The following is a 17,405-nucleotide window of genomic DNA, read 5'->3' on the forward strand; positions in this document are numbered from 1 at the left end:
GGGAGCCTTTTAGCGTCAATCTGTACGAAGGGACGCTATTACAGTACGTCTACCGCGTTCAGTTCTTTGAATGCCAGTTCCAGACGGGTGATCATGGAAGTCTGAGCAGCACGAGTCCATACGCGTGGATCGTAGTATTTCTTGTTCGGCTTGTCGGCACCTTCTGGGTTACCCAGTTGGCCCTGCAGATAGCCTTCGTTCTTTTTGTAGTAGTTCAGGATACCTTCCCAAGTTGCCCACTGGGTGTCGGTATCGATGTTCATTTTCACTACGCCGTAGCTGACCGCTTCTTTGATTTCTGCTGCGGTAGAACCTGAACCACCGTGGAACACGAAGTTCAACGCATTGTGCGGCAGGTTGTGTTTCTTGGAAACATAGTCCTGAGAATCACGCAGAATGGTTGGGGTCAGTTTCACGTTGCCTGGCTTGTAAACACCGTGCACGTTGCCGAAAGAGGCAGCGATGGTGAAGCGTGGGCTGATAGCGTTCAGTTTTTCGTACGCGTAATCAACGTCTTGTGGCTGAGTGTACAGGGAAGAAGCGTCCATGTGGCTGTTGTCTACACCATCTTCTTCACCGCCGGTGCAGCCCAGTTCGATTTCCAGGGTCATACCGATCTTCGCCATGCGGGTCAGGTACTTGCTGCAAATTTCGATGTTTTCTTCCAGTGATTCTTCAGACAGGTCGATCATGTGTGAAGAGAACAGTGGCTTACCGGTCGCCGCGAAGTGCTTCTCACCCGCGTCCAACAGGCCGTCTAACCATGGCAGCAGTTTCTTCGCGCAGTGGTCGGTGTGCAGGATCACTGGCACGCCGTAATGTTCAGCCATCTGATGCACGTGGTGCGCGCCAGAGATTGCGCCCAGGATCGCAGCACCTTGTGGCACGTCAGTTTTGATGCCTTTACCCGCGATAAAGCCAGCACCGCCGTTAGAGAACTGAACGATTACTGGAGCACGCACCTTGGCTGCTGTTTCCAGCACTGCGTTGATGGAGTCGGTACCCACGCAGTTTACCGCTGGCAGTGCAAAGTTGTTCTCTTTGGCAACTGCGAAAACTTTCTGCACGTCATCACCTGTGATGACACCTGGTTTTACGAAATCAAAAATTTTAGACATTAGACGTTGTCCTGTTTCGTTGGCCGTATACCCGTCGTCTTGCAAGCTACAACCTGCAAGCTAGTGGTAGCGATGGATAAATAGCGATTTTTTTACCCCCACAGCTCAGCTGGGGAGCATAAACAAACGGGCGGCTTGCGCCCCCCGTTATCTGAATTACTGCTTAGCGCGCTCTTCCAGCATCACTACTGCAGGCAGAGGTTTCCCTTCAACGAATTCCAGGAAGGCGCCGCCGCCGGTAGAGATGTAGGAAATTTTGTCAGCGATACCGAACAGATCGATAGCTGCCAGGGTGTCGCCGCCGCCTGCAATGGAGAAGGCTTCGCTATCTGCGATAGCGCGTGCAACGATTTCGGTGCCACGACGGAAGTTAGGGAACTCGAATACGCCAACCGGGCCATTCCACAGAATGGTTTTGGCGTTCTTCAGGATAACGGCCAGACGCTCGGCAGAGACATCGCCCATATCCAGAATTTGCTCGTTGTCCTGGATCTCGTTGGCCTGCTTCACAGTGGCCACTGCGGTTTCAGAGAACTCGGTTGCTACGCGTACGTCGGTTGGCACCGGAATATCGCAGGTTTCCAACAGTTTTTGCGCGTTCGGGATCAGATCGGGTTCGTACAGGGACTGCCCCACGTTATTCCCTTGTGCCGCCACGAAGGTGTTAGCGATGCCGCCACCAACGATCAGCTGATCGGCGATCTTGGACAGAGAATCCAGCACGGTCAGTTTGGTAGACACTTTAGAACCACCAACGATAGCCACCATTGGGCGAGCCGGGTTACCCAGCGCTTTGCCCAGGGCTTCCAGTTCCGCAGACAGCAGCGGGCCTGCACAGGCAACCGGAGCAAATTTGCCCACGCCATGTGTAGAAGCCTGTGCACGGTGTGCGGTACCAAAGGCGTCCATCACATACACGTCGCACAGCGCAGCATATTTCTTGGACAGCACTTCGTCGTCTTTCTTCTCGCCTTTGTTGAAGCGAACGTTTTCCAGAACAACCAGTTCACCTTCTGCAACGTCAACGCCTTCCAGATAATCCTTCGCCAGACGGACTGGGGATTTCAGATGCTCTTTCAGGTAGTTGACCACTGGCAGCAGGGAGAACTCTTCGTTGTACTCGCCTTCGGTAGGACGACCCAGGTGGGAAGTTACCATCACGCGGGCGCCTTGTTTCAGCGCAGCTTCGATAGTTGGCAGGGAGGCACGGATACGCGCATCTGAAGTCACTTTGCCGTCTTTCACTGGTACGTTCAGATCGGAACGGATCAGAACGCGTTTACCCGCCAGATCCAGATCGGACATCTTAATTACAGACATGGTGAACCCTCTTTGTTGATTCTCTATAAAGTTGCCTGAGCGACGCATCAACACCACGTTGATAGCGCCTTACTAGAAACCGCTTGCGGCCATTGCCCGTGTTGTATCCAACATCCGGTTGGCAAAGCCCCATTCGTTATCACACCAGACCAAGGTCTTGATCAGGTGCTGTCCGCTGACCCGGGTTTGCGTCCCATCAACGATGGCACTGTGCGGGTCATGGTTAAAATCAATCGAGACTAATGGTAGTTCTGTATAGTCAACTATACCACGAAATGATCCCTGTGCCGCCTTTTGCAACAGCTGGTTTACCTCTGTGACCAACACCTTCGAGCTCACGCTGACGCTAAGATCGATGGCCGTTACGTTGATCGTCGGCACCCGCACGGAGATCGCTTCAAAACGATCGCAAAACTGCGGGAAGATGCGCGTAATGCCCGCTGCCAGCTTGGTGTCGACCGGTATAATCGACTGGCTCGCCGCGCGGGTACGTCGCAAATCCTGATGATAGGCGTCTATCACCGGCTGATCGTTCATCGAGGAGTGGATGGTGGTAACCGTGCCGGACTCAATGCTGTAGGCATCGTCCAACAGCTTGATAATCGGAATAATGCAGTTGGTGGTACAGGAGGCATTGGACACGATGCGATGCTCGCCACGCAGCGTTTGGTGGTTAACCCCAAACACGATGGTTGCATCCAGATCGTTACCGCCCGGATGGGCAAACAGCACTTTTTTTGCCCCTGCCGCCAGATGAGCTTCGCCATCTGCCCTGCTGCCGTACACACCGCTGCAATCCAGCACCACATCCACGCCCAGTTCGCCCCAGGGCAACTGGTCCAGCTCTGGCTGATGCAACAAACGAATGCTGTCATCCCCCACGCTCAACACGTCACATTCCTGGCGCACATCCCAGGCAAAGCGGCCGTGGCTGGAGTCATATTTCAGCAGGTGGGCCATCCCCTCGGCATGTGCCAGTTCGTTGATGGCGACGACAGAAATTTCGGCGCGTCGTCCCGATTCGTACAGTGCGCGTAAAACGCTGCGGCCAATACGGCCAAAGCCGTTTATCGCTATGCGGATGGTCATGCTACTCCCTGAAAAAGGGCGCTCCCTGGCGGTGGTGTTCCGCTTGAAGGATCGCGCAGACTGATTATCTCGCCTAGAGTACTTTAGCGTACCGCCTGCTGTGAATCGCTGCTTTGCATTATTCGTCAAACCTCGTTGCTCATCGCAACCACTCACTCTGCATTTCCACTGACAACAGTGATAACTGAAACGCTTCAGCCGAGCATAAACCAAAGTTTTGCCAAAAGGAACAGGCGCAATGCGCTGCCTGTCATGTCGAGGGGACTTTGCGAAAATAAAATGATCTAGCGCACATTTTTACCCTCAGCCCCCGCTAGCCGAATTGAGTTCGAATGCGCAAATGACTTGCCGGTAACGTCAAGACCACCATAATAGACCCTGCGTTTGTTAGGTGAAGCAAATGCTGATGGAAATATTCTTTACCCTCAGATTGCTGAATGGGTAGGGGTCGCAGATGTTCGACCGTAGGGGCGCTGCATGCTGCGCCCGCCTAGCAGCGGCCCCCATGTTGTGAGCCTGTGGGGAAATGTCTGCAGTCTCTCTATCTTTTACTGTTTTCTACAAGGAACCAAGATGAGTGAAATCAAAGTAGTCGCCCTGATCAAAGCCATGCCAGAACACCGTGCTGCGGTAGACAAAGCCGTGCGCGCCATGGTCGCCCCAAGCCGTTCCGAGCCAGGCTGCATCCAATATGATTTGCATGAAGAGCAGGGCCATCCGGGCGCTTTCGTATTTATCGAACGCTGGACTTCTGAGCAAGCGCTGAAAGAGCATATGGCGATGTCTTACCACGATGCCTTCCTGGCCGAATTGGAAGGGAAACTGGTCAGTCTGGAAGTGAAAAAACTGACTCAGCTGTAATCGTATCGATGAGGGGCACAGCCTGATGCGCCCCTTTACGTTGCCTCACCCTCTATTCATAAGACAGCGTGTAATGCAGTAAACGCGCAAAATTCCCTGGCTGAACCGCACCGGTTTTTACCATATAGGCAGAATAGAGCAGCACGTTATCCCCGCTCTGGATCTTCTGCCCGCCAGACTTTTGACCAAAATTCAGCCGATTACCGGCACCATCGAGCAGGCTTAGTCCCACCCCGCTAACGCCATCAACCGGGATCACCGACCCAATTGCCCCTTTGCCGGTTTTATCAAACAGGGTTTTGACGATCTTGTCTGCGGTATTGCAACCATACAGGCGGATAGTGAACGGGACCGGGGTAGATTGCCCTTTAGTATCCAGCTCGGCGGTCGATATCTCCCCCAGGTAAACCGTCTGATTGTCATCACCCACCACAATATTGCAGGTGGCAATCGTGATACGGCCTTTGAATATCGTCCTGCTGCTGGCTACCAATTCAGCCTGCGCCATATTAGCCAACGACGCAGAGAACAATAATAAATAAATCAGTTTTTTCATCATTCACTCCAAATAACGAGGAACCAGACGGCCCCCCGTTAGCAATCAAGGCATCTTGACTTCAAAAATCAATACCTGGCTATATTCGCCATCCTTGATCCTTTTCAGATCGTTGGTGGTAGCCGCAATCTCGGCGCGGATCCTTTTGGTTTCGCTCATACTAGAAATATTGGCGATAAATGACGGGTAGGTATGATTGAACTGCAGGTAACTACCTTTACCCAGATCAAAGAGTTTCAAGCCAATCCCCTGCGGCGAACCACTGGAATGATTAATTCCCCAGAAGGTACTGCTGATCGAATACCCTCCCTCGGTCTTGATCGTGCCTGGTAGATTATAAGTGCTACCCATACAGCTCTGCGACTGAACCGGCCCTTTGGTGGCTGTAAGGGTAAAGTCTTCCATCCTTACCCGATTACGGCTCAAATCGTCTGACGAGATTGGCTGAAACTCAACCACGCCAGGGGTGGTAATGGTCAACGTGCACGCAGGGATTGGGGGGATAATCGGGCCCGCTCCACCACCGCCACTAGACGGTATACAATCACTCATATCCGAATTCATCAACCCGCATATACCCGGAATACTCGTGCTGCCCCAGCCGTAATAGCTCATACCGGGGTTATCACTGCTTTTATGTACCCAAATATTTCCTAACAGATTGATGTTATCAAAGTTAGGTATTGGACCAAATTCTACCCTGCTCTTGATCGGTCTCACGGTAAATGTGAACGACAATACCTTGTAATACTGTGGCCAACCGCTACTCATGCTGCGACAGTCTATCTGGCAAGGCGCTAAGGTGCCATCGGACCAATTTCTGATGGTTCCCCCCATCATATTCTCCAGACCGCTTAGAGATAACGAACCCGCACCTGAAATATTCATCGTCAAATTTTTGTAGTAGGTTGGTTTTTTGGGAGTAAACGCTCTCTCAAAAGAAAACCGGATGGGCCCGGTTTTATTACCCATATTAATACACCTTACGGCAGCCGAAGCTGTTACCGTATAAGTACGGTTGGGGATATCCCAATAATTGCGATAAGTACACTCGTACTCATTACACTGATCCTCCTCTTTTTTCCATTCAATATAGGGTTCTATAACATCACGAAAACTGCCGGAAGTCAGCTTGACAAAATCGCCATTGAGATGCTCCCAACTGCAGACCATCAGATCCTCGGCCGCTAGAGCCCTATTGATTAGGGAGCATAACGCCAGCACCAAAGCCGTCAGCAAGATTTTTATCTGGCGTTGCAAACGCCTCTTCACTATTTTCATCATGACTTATCCCGCACACAGGTTGTCGCCGTACAGCTGTAATTCAGCGGCTGGTAGGCACCATAATCATTGATATATTTGAGCGTAATTTTCTGTGTTTGCGGCTTGATGCTAGCCAATGTGACTTCACTTTTCGGCCTAAGAGTAATAGCTTCATCCTCTGCCAACAGCCTACGTTTCCCCGTCATCACTTCCGGCAGAATGACAAAAAACGAAGTGGGATTTACCAGCTTCAAGCCTTGACTACCGGGCTCCAAGCGGATCTCTTCCTGCCAGACTTTCTCGGCCAATGGCTTCAGGGAGGCAGGGCGATAAAAGACTTTAACCTTGATGCGCAGTGCTAACTGGATCGCATTGGCCTTATCCGACTTGGGTGGGATCTCCTGCAATACAAAGAAAAACAGCGATTCCCGATCCTGCGGCAGACGGGTGGCATCCGCCAGAGGCGTTACACGTATCTGCACGGTGCTGTCTTTCTCTACCCGCTGCAGCGGCGGCAGCGCGGTTAATGGCGAGTTGATTTTCTCACCCGCTTCATTCTCCAGCCAGGTTTGTGCCAGATAGGGCAATGTTTTACTGTGGTTGATGACATTTACCGGAGATGACTTCTCATCTCCTAATAGAATGACTCGGGTCCGGTCAATAGAAATTGCCGCCTGTGCCGTACCGGCAAACAGAAACAGCAGCCCGCTGACCAAGCCAGCGGAAAGTGATTTATGCATCATTGTGAAGTTCCTTGAGAGGATGAATCAATACGGCAAGCAATCGGCAAAGCAGAAGATAAAGAAAGCCCCTGGGCTGGAAGAGTAAACAGGCAGCGCTGGCCGTCGCTATCCAGTACGCTCAGATGAGCTTGCGCACCAATGCCGGAAATATAGGTTTCACCATTTTCACCCACCACGCCGACCTGACGCCGCTCCTGGTTTTCTTCTACCGTGGTACCAAAAGGAATGGCCCGGCCTTGCGGGTCAGTCAATTTAATCAATGCCTTAATGCCGCGATAGACGTTTAACTTGCGATAACCGATCGCCCCCTCGGTCAAAACCATCTGGATATTGGGGTTGGTGCTCTCGACATCATCGGGTAACAGGTTGGTATCGATGGTGTAGTTGGTGCGGTAATAGTCAGGCACGTTGTTGATCACCGCGATACCGTTGGCATTGGTTGGCATCGCGTTGTTATTCCCCCGGCCACCAACATAAACGCCCTCAATCCCACCGGTATCAACCATCAGGCGGGTATTGCCAGCATAACCCTCTCGATGTACGGCAATACCGTGCTCGGTAGCGGTAATACCCGATTTGATACTCCCCCCCAGGTAGTAGTCTTTGCTGCTCATGGAGGTGTTTAGCGTCGCGGCATACGCATCGCGGTTCATAACCATATTGCCATTCAGGTTGCTGTTGCTGAACGAACTCGATGAGCTACTGCCGATTGACCAGGTATTTCCAGGGTCTGAGTTGTTGGTATAAGTGGCACTCGGCGAAACGCTGCCATTGCTGACCCGCATCGCGGTACTGAGATAGGATTGCGAATTTAACGGTATGCTCAAGCTGAAATACACGGTGTTGTTATTCTTCTGCTCTTGCGAGACAAAGCTGGTTTTATACTCGGTACGGTTAAGCGAGACGTAGGCATTGACGTTTTTCAGGCTACCAATATCAAAAGATTTGGCGACGCTCAGGCCATAGCTGTTGCTATCAGAGACATCCTGCCAATAGGTCTGACGGTTATAGATGGCGTTGACCGATATTCCTAAATCACGGAAGTTCTTGCTGGCAACCAGGTTATAACTTTCCTTGTTGGTGGAGGTGAAATCAGGTGATACCTTCATCGCCACAAAATTATCCAACGAGAGATAGTTTTTCTCTGAGAAGCGGTAACCGGCAAAGGTGATCTGGCTGTCGATACTGTCGAACACTTTGGAGTAATTAAAACGGTAGCTCTCGCCCTTCAGGGTTTGGTGTTCCAACTGAGAACTGGCGTGCGTCATATCGATGGATATCGCCCCCAACGTATTCATGTCATAGCCAATACCCCCGTTGAGGGCGTAATAATTCTCATCCGTTAGCAATACGCCACCAAATGCTGAGCCGCCGGAGTAAACACCAACGGAAGCCTCACCGGTCGCCAATAACGGTTTGATCGAACCATTGGTCTGGTTCATTTGCCCCACCATACCTTTATAACGAATATGGCCTGAGCGGGTAAGGAAAGGCACGTTCGACGTTTCTATGGTAGAAACCCGTTCTTCGCCATTTTCCTCACGGATGGTCATTTTTAACTGGCCAGAGGTAGCATCGGTGAGATCCTGGATAACAAATTCACCTGGTGGAACCATCTTTTCATAGATAATGCTGTCACCGCGCGTTACGGTGATACGGGCATTACTATTGGCAACGCCTGTCAATTGTGGGGCGTAGCCACGTAGCGCCGGAGGCAACATACGGTCATCGCTGACGACCGCCACCCCTGTGTAATTGATCGAATCAAAAACGTCGGATTGGAGATAGTTTTTACCGATCGTCAGATTCGCCCCTGCCTCTTTCAGTGCACGAGCGGCATAAACGGTCATCGTGGTGAATTGGCGTTGATCATTGCCATAACCACTGCTGTACAACGACGCCTGGTAGTTACTTCTCAAGCGCCAGCCTTGATAATTCGCACCAAGGGTACCGTAACTGGAAAACGCACTATTGCTGGTATTACGACCCTGATACTTATTGCCGCTCAACGTGTAGTCAAACAACATGCCGGGAATACCGTCGTCCCACTGTGCCGGTGGCGTCCAGTCCGGATCGCTGTACTTGAGTAACGCCTGGGGAATGCTCACCAATAGCTCGCTCTTGCCGCGATCGATACGGGCAGTGATCCCTTTATAACCGGCAATCAATAGGCAATTCGGTTTACCTGAGGAAGAATGTTTGATCAGCTCTGCCAATGGCGTTTCTTTAAAGCCGAACTGTTCTATCGTCTGGGGAGTAAAACAGATCTGACTCTTGCCATCCAGAGTAATAACGCTAAAGCTATCACTGGTGATAACCCGGTCATTGACTTTTAAAGACAGGGGATAAATCCCCTCAGGTATATAATCAGGGCGAGAAAAATTACTCAGGTTAATATTGTTATTATCACGCAATTCAAGCGCTCTGGTTTCAAACTCTATGTTATCACCATCGGCTTTGGCCGAGTCCACCGCGATGAGGCAAAGAATAACGGTAGAAATAAATGAGCATTTCTTCTTATCATCCATAATTATATTAACCCATTAAGGCAACAACGTAGAACGGGGCCTGTCAGTGAATGCCCTCTCTAAATAGGAGACAGCACCAAATTACCTTTCTCTGCGGTAATTTGGCACTGGGGTACTACTCTAAAATGTTATAGCTTAGAGATAAGTCAGAGAGAAGTTGGTCATTGCATCGTAAGTACCAGCTACAATATCCTGGCCATCCAACGCTACAACCTGAGCGGAGAATTGCAGGGTGTTATCTCCAGTACGCAGGCTATAGTTGTCTGAGGTAGCACCAATTTTAACGTGCTTGTTGGCCGCATCCAGCAGGCGGATAGCGACACCTTTTGCATCACCGCTTACGCCCAGGAAGCCGTTGGCAGCGCCGACAGACATACCGTCAAAGCGCACGTTGACCTTGGTTTCCGCAGTCGCAGCAGGATCAAAGCTGCAGCCAATCAGTTTGATTTTGAACTCTTTCGGTGCGCTGTAACCCACAGTCTTCAACTGTGTATCGGCAATTTGCCCCAGATTGATGTTCTGGTTGTCACCATCCTGGCCAGGAGCCAAGCCACAAGGTGCTTTGATAACAGAGCCTTTAAACATGATTTCACCGTTCCCCTGAGAGCCCGGAGGAACATCAGCGAAGGCGTAACCTGATAACATTGCAGTTGTCAGCGTGGTCAGAGCGAGTGTGCGAAGTTTCATTTTCATTGCATAAATTCCTTGAGAAGTTTTCCTATACTATTGTTGCCGCCGCTCTTGAATATCGCATTACCTTATACGTTGAGGGCCTGGCCTAACGGCTGATGTCCCTCTGTCGGCGACCCGATAAATACTATGGATAACTCCCATCAACAGCAAATTAATCCAAAGACAAGCCAAATGTTAGATTTTAAATCTAAAAAATTAATTTAGTTAACATTAAAAACCAAGTTAAGCCAAACAGGAGTCGCCGAACAACATTTATAACTTACTCAAAATCAACGGGATCATCAGTGAAAAATTAATTCTTAATTCACGCTTGACTCGCTATGCACACTTAACTTAGATTTCTCCTAAATTTAAAAAACGAGATTATTCCTAATCAGAAAAATCATCTCACAAACAGCAGTCAGGGCATTGATTACCAAATGAAATACACCATAAACTTAATCGTTGTCTTCGATCCAGAGCATCGAACACTGGCGTTAAATAATAATAATCAGACGGCAATTGAACTCTCAAAACCCTCTTGCCGCGTGCTTAATGAATTTATCAAAAACAGTGGGGATAACTTATCCCGTGACTCGTTACTGAAAAATGCGTGGGAGGATTATGGTTTCCCTCCTTCTAACGCCAGCTTGAACAACTGCATCAGTGACTTGAGGAAATCTTTTGTTAGCCTGGGGATAGAGAAACCCATCATTATAACCCTTCCTAGAGTAGGGTTTAGAATGGAGGCAGATATTCATCCGGCTCCAAAACAAGAAGCCGATGCCAAGATAAATAAAGTGGAACCGGTGGCGACGAAACCCGAGAAAATGGTGGCCGTTAAACAGGCAGAAACTGTTAGCCCTCTCCCACTGGTTATGCCAGAAAAATTGATTAAAAAAGCCATGGTGATGCCTATCCTGACTCTGGTGATAGTATTGGGTATCATCATCGGCCTGGTTTTACTATTTTGGCCACCAGCAACTCCGTTCAAGTTGATTGGCTACTATAAGCAATGTGATATTTATTCCATAAGAAAAGACCCCATCCCCGGATCAGAGTTCAGGGCAAAAAAGATATTGGAGTCAGAAAAACTGGATTGCGACCTGGTCAGACAAGACATTTTTTATACTGAAGAGCGCCCCGATAACGAACTATTGAAGATAACTTTTCTGGCCGCCTGTCAAAAAGACCCGACTGAAGGCGATTATCAGCATTGCAAAATATTTAAAACCGTTGAGTAAACTGAAATGAAAAAAATTATTGGCGCAGCGTTACTCCTTACCGTCCTGCTGATGTGCCTGTGGTCCTTCAACGTTCATCATCAGGGTAGAAAACCTTTCCGCTGCGATACTCAGCAAGTGTCGCTACAGGTGAAAGCAGAGAGTAATATTGTGCTTAATGCAAGTGCTACCATCCTATTTTCCTCATCAAAATCTGGCATGTTTTACATCAGCGGTTCGATCAAAGAAAATGACACCCGCTATCTGCTGGATCGCAATACCGCCTTCACCATCACGCCATCAGAAATAAAAAGTGGTAACAATGTCCAATTCACTCATGAACAAGTTCACCCCGCTGACAACACGCCGGACTACATCTGGCGAAAATATGTCATGCCGGAGGTTGAACTCGTTGATATTTACACGGAAGTTGTCCCTTTATTCCACAACGCATTATTAATTCGTGGGTTTAGCAATCCGTTCCTGGTCTGCATAAAGCAGGACTAACACGACCTGTTAATCCCACCGTTGACCTGCTGCCATGCTTTAGTGGGAAATGGCATAGTATAAAAGCCTAATGCTATGCCATGAAAAACCACACTAACCCAACAACCACCTCGTAAAGATTAAATCCTCAAAATTAAAAACCAATATAATGAGGTTAAGTAAGTTAGTTTGGTACATTAAAAGCGTTTGTATAACATATTATGCAGAAAAGTCATCCCCATAGTTAACGCATTGCATTTATAGCCCCCAAACGATCTTCTCGGTAGTTGCTGAAATTGACACAACACTAAATGGAATTTGACCATGAAGAACAAGGTATCCATCTCATTAAACGATCACAATAGTTACTTCTTAGCGGGTCTGCAGTACGCACTGATTGAATACTTTACCGATATACGCACTCAGGTTGACTTTTTTAGCGGTTACTCCAGCAAGAGGCCAGACATCATTTTTCAGGCGCTGTATCAGGGTGAAAAAACCGACATCTGTCGGCGCCTTCCTGCTGACGCCCCTCAACCGCTCTATTTTGTGATACGTGATAAAGCTGAAAGACAGTTTACTCCGCCTATCCGCTGCATCGCCAAGAGTAGTACGCTATACCGTCACCAAAGTATCGACGACATACTGGGGATGGTAAAACTGGCCATGCAGTTCAACTCTCTACCACAAGAAAGGACGCAGCGTTGCCCAGCCTGCCATCGCCAAAGCCTGAGCGAACGGGAACGCCAGGTTTTGTATTATCTGCGGCAAGGGATGAGCCAGTCTCAGGCGGCGTGTATTCTGCAACTGAAAGTGAAAACCGTGCACTCACATAAACGCTCAGCAATGCAGAAACTGAACTTCACCCGCAACAGTGAATTGTTTCACTGGCTGCTGCATAGCGGTTTAACTTTAAACCTAAGCCGGTAATTGCCACCGGATTGCGCAACTGCATGGCTAAGTGCAACTCATTGTCCGCAGGGCGATCTCTGCGCCCTGCGTTATCAACCCCTAGCTATACCTTGGGGAAAATCCACAGATGTTCAGCGGGCAGAGACAGCGTACACATCTCTTGGCCGCGGACTTCTGTACCATAGGCGCGAACCACAAAGTCCTCTGCTACCGTGCGGAACAGATATTCCCAACGATCGCCCAGGTACATACTGGTCAGCAGGGGTAACGCGATCTGATTGCCTTGCGGATCTTCCCCTAAGCGTACGCGCTCAACGCGGATCACCGCCGTTGCTTCCTGCCCGGTGGTTAACCCAGCCCCGGCCTTGCCCCACAGCACCCAGTCTTTACCTTCGATCCGTGCGTTGCCTTCACGGATCTCCGTCACCTTGCCAAACAGACGGTTGTTGCTGCCCATAAATTCGGCGGTGAACAGCGTGGCAGGCGAACCGTACATTTCCTGTGGTGTGCCCTGCTGTTCGATCTTGCCGTTATTGAGCAGCAGGATGCGATCGGAGATCGCCATCGCCTCGTTCTGATCGTGAGTCACCATCAGCGCAGAAAGACCCAGTTTGATGATCAGCTCACGCAGGAACACCCGTGCTTCCTCACGCAGCTTGGCGTCCAGGTTAGATAGCGGCTCATCCAACAAGATCACCGGCGGGTTATAGACCAACGCACGGCCAATCGCCACGCGCTGCTGCTGACCACCGGAGAGTTGATGGGGATGACGCTTACCTAACTGCCCCAGACCGAGCTGTTCAAGTACCGCTTGTACACGCTGAGTAACTTCCGCTGCAGGCGTTTTGCGTAATTTCAGCGGATAGGCCACGTTATCAAACACGGTTTTGTGGGGCCATAACGCATAGGATTGAAACACCAGGCCCAGATTGCGTTCTTCCGCCGGGATCTCGCTGCGCGCCGTGCCGTCATAGACGGTATTGTTGCCAATGACGATTTTCCCCTGGGTAGGTTTTTCCAATCCGGCCACCGCGCGCAGCAAGGTGGTTTTGCCACTGCCTGACGGCCCGAGTAGTGAAACTACCTCCCCCCGTTTGAGCTGCATCGAAACGCCCTTCAATACCGGGTTATCGCCGTAGGTCAGGTGCAGGTTATCTACTGAAAGCTCAATCATAGATTTTCACTCCAAATCGCAGGGCAATCCCTAGTCCTAACACGACCAGAAGGATGTTAATAAAAGAAAGCGCGGCGACAATGTCAATCGCCCCCGCCGCCCACAGGGAAACCAGCATGGAACCTATGGTTTCCGTACCCGGAGACAGCAGATAGACCCCGGTGGAATATTCACGTTCGAAGATCAGGAACATCAGCAGCCAGGAACCAATCAGGCCGTAACGGGAGAGCGGGATCGTCACATGGCGCGTGATCTGGCCACGAGAGGCGCCGGTGCTGCGTGCAGCCTCCTCCAACTCGGGAGCAACCTGCAACAGCGTCGATGAGATCAGCCGCAGGCCATAAGCCATCCACACCACGGTATAAGCCAGCCAGACGCTGAAGATAGTGCTACGCAGGGAGCGTAGCCACACCACCAGGTTTTCACGCAACCATTCGGCGATCGGCAGCGCGGAGAGCCAACCGGCTTTTAGCGATTTATCCAGCCACATCGGCAGGAACAAGAACACCCACAGGAAGGCCAAGCCTGCCAGTAAGCCAGGCACCGCTCGCGGCACCAGTACGCTGTAATCCAGAAAACGGGTTACACCGTCAGGTTTACGGTGCATCGCAATGCCGATAAACAGATAACACACCACCGCCAGCGCACCACCGAACACCCCGATCGCCATCGAGTTAACGATCGCCCGCAGCAAGTTAGGTTGCTGCCAGATGGTGCGGAAGGTGTTGAGCGATAGTTCATCCCAAATGGAAACCCCGACGCCCCAGTTGGAGATAAAGGCGCGCAGCACCACGCCCACCAGGGGGACACCGATGGTCACGGTAAGCCACAAAACCACCACGCCACCGGCAACCCAGCGCCATTTACCCAAGGGTAATGCACGGGCCTGTGAGGCTTTGCCCTTGACCGTGACAAAGCGGTTGGCGGTACGCATCAGACGCCGTTGCAGCATAACCAATGGAATGGTAATGCAGATCAACACCACCGCCACCGCCGCCATCAGGTGGTAAGACGGTGTACCCAGCTTGTTGGTCAGTTGATACAGGTAAGTCGCCAGCACCAGGTTGCCTTCCGGATCGCCCAGCACCAGCATCAGCCCAAACACTTCCAGCCCCAGGAAGAACAGCAAGACGCTGGCGTATAGGATCGACGGGCGCACCATGGGCAAGCTGACGGCAGTCATCACCTGCAACGGAGAAGCCCCGGCGGTGCGGGCGGCCTCTTCGACATCCGAGCCGACGCTGCGCAGCGCCGATGAAATATAGAGATAAGCATGGGGAACGTGCGTCAGCCCGGCGATCACCACGATGCTGCCCATCGCATAGATATTCCAGGGCACAAAACCCAGCAAGGATTCTGCCCACAGCGAGAAGAAACCGACCGGCCCGGCGGCCACCACGTAGCCAAAACCCAACACCATCGGCGAAACGAAGATCGGCACCAGGATCAGCGGTTCAATAAAGCGGCGGCCCGGCAGATCGGTTCTCACCATTAAAAACGCCAGTACGCCGCCCAACGGAATGGAGATGACCACCAGACCAAACGCCAGAATAAACCCGCTTTTCAGCGCCTTGTAGAAATCGGGGTCGGTAAAGATAAAGCGGAAGGCCTCAAGGCTGAACACCTTGGAAGGCGAGAAAAACGGCGCGGAAAGGAAGCTTTGGATCACGATAAACGACAGTGGTACGTAGATAACCAGCGCGGTTATCAGCACCACCAAGCCGCGCGGCAGACTCTGCCACTTGTTGCGCAATGCTTTCATAGACTGTCCCGATGGTGATATCCCCTGCATCCTGAGATGCACCGGGGTAGAGTTCCCTGTTTAAGCAATACAGGCTTCATGCTGAAGGAGAACGCCGCAGAGATTTTAGCTCTGTGCAGTTCCCCTCACCCTAACCCTCTCCCACAGGGAGAGGGGACTGATTGTGCTACCTATTCACTTTAGTGCCTGGTCACTACACTCGTGCCACAGATGGGCTTCTGCGCCTGACTACAACACCGAGCTGGTTTCCTCTCCTTTTTGAGGAGAAGGACTAGATTTGCCCGTGCCACAGATGGGCTTCTGCCCCCACCCACAACACTGAACTGGCTCCCTCTCCCTGTGGGAGAGGGTTGGGGTGAGGGGCAACAATGATTAGCATGGCCCCAATTCCACCATTACTTCGCGGCGGCGGTACGCCACTGTTTGATGTAGTCCAGGCGTTTGGCAGGTTCCAGATATTCCAGCAGGCTTTCGTCCACCGGGATCGGCTTCAACGCCTTGCCCAACATCTGCGTCATGCCATCGATGTCGTTCTTGCCTTCGATATCGTTGCGAATGGAGGGGATATCCGCCTTGTTGGCCAGAATGTTCTGCCCTTGCTCAGACAGCACGTAGTTCACCCACAGTTTGGCCGCATTGCTGTTGGCCGCTTCCTGGCTGATAAAGGTCACGCGTGACAACACCAGCGTGTAGTCTTTGGGATATGAGATACCGAGTGAAGGGTCGGTTTTGGCCCGCGCCTCGGCATAGGACCCCAGGATATTAAAGCCAATCAGGTTTTCGCCTGACGAGACCCTTTCCATCATGGTGCCGGTGGAAGACTGCACGGCCAACCCGCCCTTGGCGATATCAGCCAAGGTAGCGAAGTAGTTTGGATCGGCCTTGAAGTCTTGCACCGAGAGCATGAAGCCCAGGCCCGACTTCTCGATGTCATAGGTGGTGACTTTCTTTTTGAATTTATCCGGCTGGCTGGCAATCAGTTTAGCCAGCGCAGCATGGGAATCAGGCACCTCACCCTGCGGGATCAGGCGCTTGTTGTAGATAAACACCACCGGCTCATAAGTTGTGCCATAGGCCTTATCTTTCCACACGGCCCACTTAGGCAATTGCCCCTGCTCTGGCGAGGCATATTCCAGCGCATAGTCGGTGGCCAGCTTCAGCGCGGTATCCATGGAGGAACTCCACACCACGTCACCACTGGTGCCCCCAGCCGCCTGTTCGCTGATATAGCGGTTATACAGCTCGGTGCTGTTCATATCGTTGTATTCGACTTTGATACCAGGATACAGCGCTTCAAACCCCTGGATCAGTGGCCCCGCGGCTTTGGTATCCGTGGTGGAGTACACCACTACCTTGCCTTCTTTTTTCGCCGCATCGACAATCTTTTGATAATCGGCCGGGTAGCCTGCCGGGAACTGCGCGAAGGCCGGAGCAGAGATCAAGACGGCCGCCGCCATGGATACGCCAATCTTCAAAAACATATCATTAACTCCTGGTTACATTTATAAAACCAAAAATTAACATATAGCGAATAGCGGTGGTTAAGCAACGCCGTTAATTCGCCATGTTGCTGTTTTGTGATGGTGGGCGATTTTTGGACAGCAACAGCCATGATTATCCAATCATTAAGGATTTCTTAATGTTGCCTGGCTGTGGATGGAGAGAGGTTGGTTGGCGAGGAGTAAAAAATAAGGGGCG

Annotated in this window: 15 protein-coding genes; 4 read left to right on the top strand and 11 right to left on the bottom strand. The window is 51.0% G+C overall.

The window, feature by feature from the left end:
• Nucleotides 1-38: 38 nt before the first annotated feature.
• The 3 genes from fbaA to epd all read right to left on the bottom strand — a co-directional run bounded on the left by fbaA (nt 39) and on the right by epd (nt 3,527).
• Nucleotides 39-1,118, bottom strand: coding sequence for a class II fructose-bisphosphate aldolase (fbaA, locus tag WN53_RS02475; protein WP_021179781.1), 1,080 nt, complete (start codon nt 1,116-1,118; stop codon nt 39-41).
• A 156-nt stretch (nt 1,119-1,274) separates the two neighbouring features.
• Entirely contained in the window at nt 1,275-2,438 is a 1,164-nt protein-coding gene (pgk, locus tag WN53_RS02480; protein ID WP_024485678.1) for a phosphoglycerate kinase, read from the bottom strand.
• A gap of 72 nt (nt 2,439-2,510) precedes the next feature.
• Complete coding sequence (gene epd, locus WN53_RS02485; protein ID WP_021806218.1) at nt 2,511-3,527, bottom strand: erythrose-4-phosphate dehydrogenase; 1,017 nt, start codon at nt 3,525-3,527, stop codon at nt 2,511-2,513.
• Between the two features lie 573 nt (nt 3,528-4,100).
• On the opposite strand from epd, the gene WN53_RS02490 reads away from it, so the two are divergent.
• A complete protein-coding gene (locus WN53_RS02490) occupies nt 4,101-4,388 on the top strand; it encodes a putative quinol monooxygenase (RefSeq protein WP_021806219.1) in 288 nt (95 codons plus the stop codon).
• A gap of 52 nt (nt 4,389-4,440) precedes the next feature.
• On the opposite strand, the gene WN53_RS02495 is transcribed toward WN53_RS02490, so the two are convergent.
• The 5 genes from WN53_RS02495 to WN53_RS02515 all read right to left on the bottom strand — a co-directional run bounded on the left by WN53_RS02495 (nt 4,441) and on the right by WN53_RS02515 (nt 10,171).
• Nucleotides 4,441-4,944: a fimbrial protein gene (locus WN53_RS02495; protein ID WP_024485677.1), complete on the bottom strand. Its 504-nt coding sequence runs from the start codon at nt 4,942-4,944 to the stop codon at nt 4,441-4,443.
• Between the two features lie 45 nt (nt 4,945-4,989).
• Nucleotides 4,990-6,228 carry a fimbrial protein gene (locus WN53_RS02500; protein WP_024485676.1) on the bottom strand — a complete coding sequence of 413 codons (1,239 nt, stop codon included), beginning with the start codon at nt 6,226-6,228 and terminating at the stop codon, nt 4,990-4,992.
• Complete coding sequence (locus tag WN53_RS02505) at nt 6,225-6,950, bottom strand: fimbrial biogenesis chaperone (protein ID WP_051346347.1); 726 nt, start codon at nt 6,948-6,950, stop codon at nt 6,225-6,227. The genes WN53_RS02500 and WN53_RS02505 overlap by 4 nt, the downstream gene beginning before the upstream one ends.
• Entirely contained in the window at nt 6,947-9,478 is a 2,532-nt protein-coding gene (locus WN53_RS02510; protein ID WP_024485674.1) for a fimbria/pilus outer membrane usher protein, read from the bottom strand. The genes WN53_RS02505 and WN53_RS02510 overlap by 4 nt, the downstream gene beginning before the upstream one ends.
• 135 nt (nt 9,479-9,613) lie before the next feature.
• Nucleotides 9,614-10,171: a fimbrial protein gene (locus WN53_RS02515; RefSeq protein WP_024485673.1), complete on the bottom strand. Its 558-nt coding sequence runs from the start codon at nt 10,169-10,171 to the stop codon at nt 9,614-9,616.
• Between the two features lie 419 nt (nt 10,172-10,590).
• Between WN53_RS02515 and WN53_RS02520 the strand changes: the two genes are divergently transcribed.
• The 3 genes from WN53_RS02520 to WN53_RS02530 all read left to right on the top strand — a co-directional run bounded on the left by WN53_RS02520 (nt 10,591) and on the right by WN53_RS02530 (nt 12,789).
• The gene (locus tag WN53_RS02520) at nt 10,591-11,394 is read left to right on the top strand and encodes a winged helix-turn-helix domain-containing protein (protein ID WP_024485672.1); all 804 of its coding nucleotides are present in this window, start codon (nt 10,591-10,593) and stop codon (nt 11,392-11,394) included.
• A gap of 6 nt (nt 11,395-11,400) precedes the next feature.
• A complete protein-coding gene (locus WN53_RS02525; RefSeq protein WP_024485671.1) occupies nt 11,401-11,880 on the top strand; it encodes a hypothetical protein in 480 nt (159 codons plus the stop codon).
• Between the two features lie 303 nt (nt 11,881-12,183).
• A complete protein-coding gene (locus tag WN53_RS02530; RefSeq protein ID WP_024485670.1) occupies nt 12,184-12,789 on the top strand; it encodes a helix-turn-helix transcriptional regulator in 606 nt (201 codons plus the stop codon).
• A gap of 85 nt (nt 12,790-12,874) precedes the next feature.
• On the opposite strand, the gene WN53_RS02535 is transcribed toward WN53_RS02530, so the two are convergent.
• The 3 genes from WN53_RS02535 to WN53_RS02545 all read right to left on the bottom strand — a co-directional run bounded on the left by WN53_RS02535 (nt 12,875) and on the right by WN53_RS02545 (nt 17,188).
• On the bottom strand, nt 12,875-13,945 hold the full coding sequence (locus tag WN53_RS02535) for an ABC transporter ATP-binding protein (protein WP_024485669.1): 1,071 nt from the start codon (nt 13,943-13,945) through the stop codon (nt 12,875-12,877).
• Nucleotides 13,938-15,707 carry an ABC transporter permease gene (locus tag WN53_RS02540; protein WP_024485668.1) on the bottom strand — a complete coding sequence of 590 codons (1,770 nt, stop codon included), beginning with the start codon at nt 15,705-15,707 and terminating at the stop codon, nt 13,938-13,940. The genes WN53_RS02535 and WN53_RS02540 overlap by 8 nt, the downstream gene beginning before the upstream one ends.
• 395 nt (nt 15,708-16,102) lie before the next feature.
• Complete coding sequence (locus tag WN53_RS02545; RefSeq protein ID WP_024484384.1) at nt 16,103-17,188, bottom strand: ABC transporter substrate-binding protein; 1,086 nt, start codon at nt 17,186-17,188, stop codon at nt 16,103-16,105.
• Between the last annotated feature and the right edge of the window lie 217 nt (nt 17,189-17,405).

Origin of the sequence: Serratia fonticola (assembly GCF_001006005.1) — a bacterium.
Taxonomy (GTDB): Bacteria; Pseudomonadota; Gammaproteobacteria; order Enterobacterales; family Enterobacteriaceae; genus Chania; species Chania fonticola.